Origin of the sequence: Stenotrophomonas sp. 2YAF22, from assembly GCF_052114665.1 — a bacterium.
GTDB classification, from domain to species: Bacteria; Pseudomonadota; Gammaproteobacteria; order Xanthomonadales; family Xanthomonadaceae; genus Stenotrophomonas; species Stenotrophomonas indicatrix.
The window spans coordinates 1-5,582 of record NZ_JBFRFE010000252.1 but is presented as its reverse complement, the minus strand read 5'-3'; the positions used below and the strand labels follow the sequence as shown (position 1 = coordinate 5,582).

The following is a 5,582-nucleotide window of genomic DNA, read 5'->3' as shown; positions in this document are numbered from 1 at the left end:
CTGCCATTGCGCAGCCGGCTGACGCCGATGCTCTGCTGTTCCAGCACGGCCTGCGGGACGTACTTGAGTGCGGCGCGAGTGCGGACGTCCAGCAGGCCGTCGTCAGCCGACTGCGTGCGGCACGCTATGCCGACGCTGCGGAACGACCGCCGTACCTGCGCGACTGGCGATTCGAGCAGGAGGGTGAGGATGACGATCACCGGGTGACCGTCATCACTCCGCCACAGTCGATGACGGTCCACGGTGTCGAAGTGCCGCGGCTGTTTGCTGATGCGTTCGGGTTCTCGGTTGCGCTCGACCCGGCACAGCGCGATCGTATCGTCGCTGCGCACGGCTTGCGGCTGCAGTCGAGCTCGCTGCGGGAGCCGTTCGAATTGTGGTCGGCGCCCACCACGTCGATCATCGTGCGCAGTGCGGGCGACGGCTATCGACTGGGCTGCGCGCCTTCCACGAAAGATAGCAAGGCAGCCGTACCTCAGGTACCGGCTGTTGACGTCCAGGACCTGCAGGATGCCATCCACTGCCGCGCCGACGAAGGCAGCATGCGCCGGCTGCAGGCGTTCTGGCAGCGGCTTTCCGAAAAGCCGCAGTTCGAATGGCCGCAGGATGTCCGTTCGGTCAACGAGGTGAACTACACCGTTGGTGATGATGATCTGCACCTGCTGCTGATCGGGCTGCAGGCGCCCATCCAGGCGTACGGCGTTTCCACGCACACGATTGCGCTGGCGTTCGGTGGTTTCTTCGGCGCGGATCTCGKTGGCGTTGCAGTGGCGCCAGTGCTTGCCCAAGCGGGCATGGACACCTCGCACGCGGTCGGCAAGGACGCTTGGCAGCGCCTGTTGCCTCCGGTTGCTTTCAGCGGTGGCAGTTGGATCCCGCAGCACATCGTGATGCGCACCGACGAAGGTCGCGTTGTTGCCGGTTGCGCCAGCGACTACGCGCGCAGCACTTCGCGCTGAGCGGATCTCATGCCGGGCGATCAGCAGCACGCCGGGCAGGGCTCGCTGCTACCGATTGACATGCAAAGGGTGCCGGGCATGTCCCGGCACCCGCCTGCTTCAGCCCAGCTTGGCCAGCACCGCGTCGGTAGCCGCCGCCGTACTCACCGCCGTGCCCTTCGTCGCCAGGTCTGCCGTGAACACGCCATCGTCAAGCACCGCATGCACCGCCGCTTCCACCGCTGCGGCTTCGGCTTCCAGCCCCAGCGAATGGCGCAGCAGCATCGCCGCGCTGAAGATCGTCGCGTACGGGTTGGCGATGCCCTTGCCGGCGATGTCCGGGGCCGAGCCGTGGATCGGCTCGTAGATACCCACCGCACCCGGCTCGCCCAGCGAGGCCGAAGGCAGCAGCCCCAGCGAACCGGCCAGCATCGAGGCTTCATCGGTGAGGATGTCGCCGAACATGTTCTCGGTCACGATCACGTCGTACTCGCGCGGCTTGGCCAGCAGGTGCATCGCCATCGAATCGACCAGCTGGTGTTCCAGCGCCACGTCCGGGAATTCCTCGCGGCCGATGCGCGCGGCCACGTCACGCCACAGACGTGAGGTTTCCAGCACGTTGGCCTTGTCCACCGACGTGACCTTGCCGCGACGCTGCTGCGCCAGCCGGAAGGCACTGCGCAGCACACGCTCGATCTCGGCCACGGTATAGCGGCACAGATCGCTGGCGCTGTCGGCATCGCGGGTCTTGTCGCCGAAGTAGATGCCGCCGGTCAGCTCGCGCACCACCACGAAGTCCACGCCCTGCAGCAGCTCGGCCTTGATCGGCGAGGCGTGCAGTGCGGCTTCATGGGTGCGCACCGGGCGCAGGTTGGCATACAGGCCCAGCGCCTTGCGGATCGCCAGCAGGCCCTGTTCCGGGCGCACCTTGGCGTTCGGGTCGGACCACTTCGGCCCGCCCACGGCTCCCAGCAGCACAGCGTTGGCGGCCTGGCAGGCGGCCAGGGTCGATGCCGGCAGCGGTTCGCCATGGCGGTCGATGGCGATGCCACCGATGTCGTGCTCGCTGAAGGTGAAGGTGTGGTTGAAGCGCCTGGCGACGGCGTTCAGAACGGCGACCGCGGCGGCGGCCACTTCCGGGCCGATGCCATCACCGGGCAGGACAACAATTTCAGCGTGCATGCTCACTCTCGTAACGTTCGATTTCAGGGACACGGCCCAACAGATAACCCAGTTGATCGACGCCTTCCAGCAGGCAGGTCTGCGAGAAGCCGTCCAACGGGAAGGAGTAGACGCGGCCATCGGGCGTGCGCAGCTCGCGCGCCGCAACGTCGATGGTCAGCTCATCGTCAGGGCGCTGCATCAGCAGCTGCACGTCGGCCTCGTCCAGTACGATCGGCAGCAGGCCGTTCTTCAGCGAATTGCCGCGGAAGATGTCGGCGATCTCGCTGCTGACGATGGCACGCAGGCCGAGATCGGTCAGTGCCCACGGCGCATGTTCGCGCGATGAGCCGCAGCCGAAGTTGCGCCCGGCCAGCAGGATGCTGCGGCCGGCATTGTGCGGTTGGTTGAAGGCGAAGTCCGCCACGGGCGAGCCATCGGCCTGCCAGCGCCAGTCGTTGAACGCATTGCGGCCCAGGCCAGCACGTTCGGTGGTGGACAGGAACCGCGCCGGAATGATCTGGTCGGTGTCGATGTTGGTCTGGCGCAGCACCACGCTGGCCGAGCTCAGGGTGCGGAAGCCGCTCATCAGGCCACCTCCTGGGCGAACAGTTCACGGGCATCGGCAACGTGGCCCTGCACCGCGGCCCAGGCAGCACTCATCGGCGAGGCCAACAGGGTGCGCGAGCCCGGGCCTTGGCGGCCTTCGAAGTTGCGGTTGCTGGTGCTGACCGCCAGTTGGCCGGGGGCGACCAGGTCGCCATTCATGGCGATGCACATCGAACAGCCCGGTTCGCGCCATTCGGCACCGGCCGCGCGCACGATCTCATGGATGCCTTCGGCCTCGGCCTGGCGCTTGACGATCTCAGAACCAGGCACCACCAGCATGCGCACGCGCTCGGCGACGCGACGGCCGCGCAGCACCTGTGCCACTTCGCGCATGTCGCTCAGCCGGCCATTGGTGCAGGAGCCGACGAACACCACGTCCACCGGCGTGCCGGCCAGCGTCTGTCCCGCCTGGAAGTGCATGTAATCCAGGCCCTTCTGCGCGGCGGCATCGTTAGCCGCCGGGATCGGCGCATCCACCGCGATGGCGGTGCCGGGGTGGGTGCCCCAGGTCAGGGTCGGGCGGATATCGGCGGCATCGATGTGCACCTCGCTGTCGAAGCGCGCGCCTTCATCGCTGCGCAGCTGCGTCCAGCGGGCAACGGCAGCGTCGAAGTCGGCGCCCTTGGGGCCACGCGGCGTATTGGCGACGAAGTCGAACGTCACCTGGTCGGGCGCGACCATGCCGGCGCGTGCACCGGCTTCGATCGACATGTTGCACAGGGTCATGCGCTGTTCCATGTCCATCGCTTCGATGGTGCTGCCGCGGAACTCGATCACGTGCCCGGTGCCACCATTGACGCCGATCACGCCGATGATGTGCAGGACCACGTCCTTGGCGCCGATACCCGGCGCGACCTTGCCATCGACGGTGATCGCCAGCGTCTTCGCCTTGCGCTGCAGCAGGCACTGCGTGGCCAGTACATGGCCGACTTCGCTGGTGCCGATGCCGAAGGCCAGCGACCCGAATGCGCCGTGGGTGGAGGTGTGGCTGTCGCCGCAGACGATGGTCATGCCCGGCTGGGTGAAGCCCTGTTCCGGTGCGATCACGTGGACGATGCCGCGGTTGTCCGAGGCCATGTCGAACAGTTCGATGCCGTGCTCGGCGCAGTTGCGCGCCAGCATCGCGACCTGTGCTTCGGAGGCGGCACTGGCGTAGGGCAGCGTGCCGTCGGCAGCGGCCGGCAGGGTCGGCGTGGAATGGTCCATCGTGGCCTTGGTCCGATCCGGACGGCGCGGCTTCAGGCCCCGCTCGCGCAGCTCGGTGAAGGCCTGCGGCGAGGTCACTTCATGGATCAGGTGCAGGTCGATATACAGCACGGCGGGCGCGCTGTCGGTTTCTGGAACCACCACGTGGGCGTCCCACAGTTTGTCGTACAGGGTGCGGGGTGCGGAAGTCATGCGTTTGCCTGGCAGGAGTACGGAGTAGCGGACATCGAAGAGAGAGAAAGTAACAGGGGCAGGTCAGCGGCGCCGCGCGAGCACGCGCAGGCGCACGTAGTCGGCCAGTGGCTGGCCGGCAGCATTGCGCGGCAGGTCGGCCAGCAGGGCCGTAGCGGCATCGCGCACCGTGGCGCGCGTCTCGGCCGGCAGGTCGTCCAGCAGCGGAGCGGCGAACACACGCAGCCAGCCGGCAACGCCGGTCGGCAGCGCGGTCGGTCGCGGCAGGCATTCGATCAGCTGCACCTGGAAGCCATGCTGGCGCAGGCGGTCTGCGTAGGCATCAGCGCTGGGGAAGTACCAGTGGAATGCGCTGGCACCATGGCCATGGGCGACGCGCGCGGCCTGCACGGCAGCAACGATCGTGGCCACGTTGCCATGGCCGCCGAACTCGGCGACGAAGCGCCCGCCGGGGCGCAGGGCGCGGCGCACGCCCTCCAGCACGCGGTCCGGGTCGGGCATCCAATGCAGGGCTGCATTGCTGAACACCGCATCGAACGCACCATCGAAGGCCAGGGCGTGGCCGTCCATCACCTGCGCATCGACACCTCGTGCACGTGCGGCGATCACCATTTCCGGCGAGGCATCGACGCCCTGCATGTGTGCGCCGCTGAGGGCCAGTTCGGTGGTGAGTACGCCATCGCCACAGCCCAGGTCGAGGATGCGCTCGCCGGCCCGCGCGTCGAGCAGACGCGCTACGGCGCCACCGAGGGTCGGCACGAAGCCGGCATCGATCGCATAGTCCTGGGCATTCCACTGCTGGCCAGCGCTGCTGGTGGTGGTTGCGGTGTCGAAGGCGCTCATCTCACATTCCTCAGGCAATGGCGGTGGCAGGTGATTCAGTACTGATGCCGGCGTTGGCCTGGCGCTGGCGCAGCAGGCGGTTGGCCACGTCCAGCCAGGCCAGCGCGGACGCTTCGATGATGTCCTTGCTGGTGCCGGTGCCGTCGTACTCCACGCCTTCGTGGCGTACGCTCAGGTTGGCTTCGCCACGCGCGTCGGCACCGATACCGACGCTGTGCACGTGGTAACTGTCCAGCATCAGCTGCACGCCGGTGGCGGCCGACAGGGCGCCGAACAGTGCGTCGACCGGGCCATCACCCTGCGCGGTCTCGGCCACGCGGTTGCCGTCCGGGTCGGACAGTTCGACCAGCGCATTGGCACGGCTGCCGACATCGCTGATGGTCATCGAAGCCAGGCGGTAGCCCTGTGCGTTGGAGCCGCCCTGCATCAGCGTCTGCAGGTCGGCATCGGTGACCACGCGCTGCTGCTCGCACAGGCCCTTGAACTGCTCGAACACCAGCTTCAGCTCGTCTTCCTCCAGCCAGAAGCCCAAGGCGCGGAGGCGCGCTTCGACGGCAGCACGGCCACTGTGGCGGCCCAGCACCATCTGCGAGTCCTCCCAGCCCACGTCTTCCGGACGCATGATTTCGTAGG

General features: G+C 67.6%; 6 protein-coding genes. 1 reads left to right on the top strand and 5 read right to left on the bottom strand.

The window, feature by feature from the left end:
• Nucleotides 1-959: hypothetical protein (locus AB4Y84_RS11535; protein ID WP_442250153.1), on the top strand; the 959-nt coding region annotated here is incomplete at its 5' end.
• 99 nt (nucleotides 960-1,058) lie between these two features.
• On the opposite strand, the gene leuB is transcribed toward AB4Y84_RS11535, so the two are convergent.
• The 5 genes from leuB to AB4Y84_RS11510 all read right to left on the bottom strand — a co-directional run.
• The gene (gene leuB, locus AB4Y84_RS11530; protein WP_442244364.1) at nucleotides 1,059-2,120 is read right to left on the bottom strand and encodes a 3-isopropylmalate dehydrogenase; all 1,062 of its coding nucleotides are present in this window, start codon (nucleotides 2,118-2,120) and stop codon (nucleotides 1,059-1,061) included.
• Nucleotides 2,110-2,688: a 3-isopropylmalate dehydratase small subunit gene (leuD, locus tag AB4Y84_RS11525; RefSeq protein ID WP_032977269.1), complete on the bottom strand. Its 579-nt coding sequence runs from the start codon at nucleotides 2,686-2,688 to the stop codon at nucleotides 2,110-2,112. Before leuD ends, leuB begins: the two co-directional genes overlap by 11 nt.
• The gene (gene leuC / locus AB4Y84_RS11520) at nucleotides 2,688-4,106 is read right to left on the bottom strand and encodes a 3-isopropylmalate dehydratase large subunit (RefSeq protein WP_279208690.1); all 1,419 of its coding nucleotides are present in this window, start codon (nucleotides 4,104-4,106) and stop codon (nucleotides 2,688-2,690) included. The genes leuD and leuC overlap by 1 nt, the downstream gene beginning before the upstream one ends.
• Before the next feature lie 63 nt (nucleotides 4,107-4,169).
• Entirely contained in the window at nucleotides 4,170-4,949 is a 780-nt protein-coding gene (locus tag AB4Y84_RS11515) for a class I SAM-dependent methyltransferase (RefSeq protein WP_363731746.1), read from the bottom strand.
• A 10-nt stretch (nucleotides 4,950-4,959) separates the two neighbouring features.
• On the bottom strand, nucleotides 4,960-5,582 hold a 623-nt coding region (locus AB4Y84_RS11510), incomplete at its 5' end, for an alpha-isopropylmalate synthase regulatory domain-containing protein (RefSeq protein ID WP_442250152.1).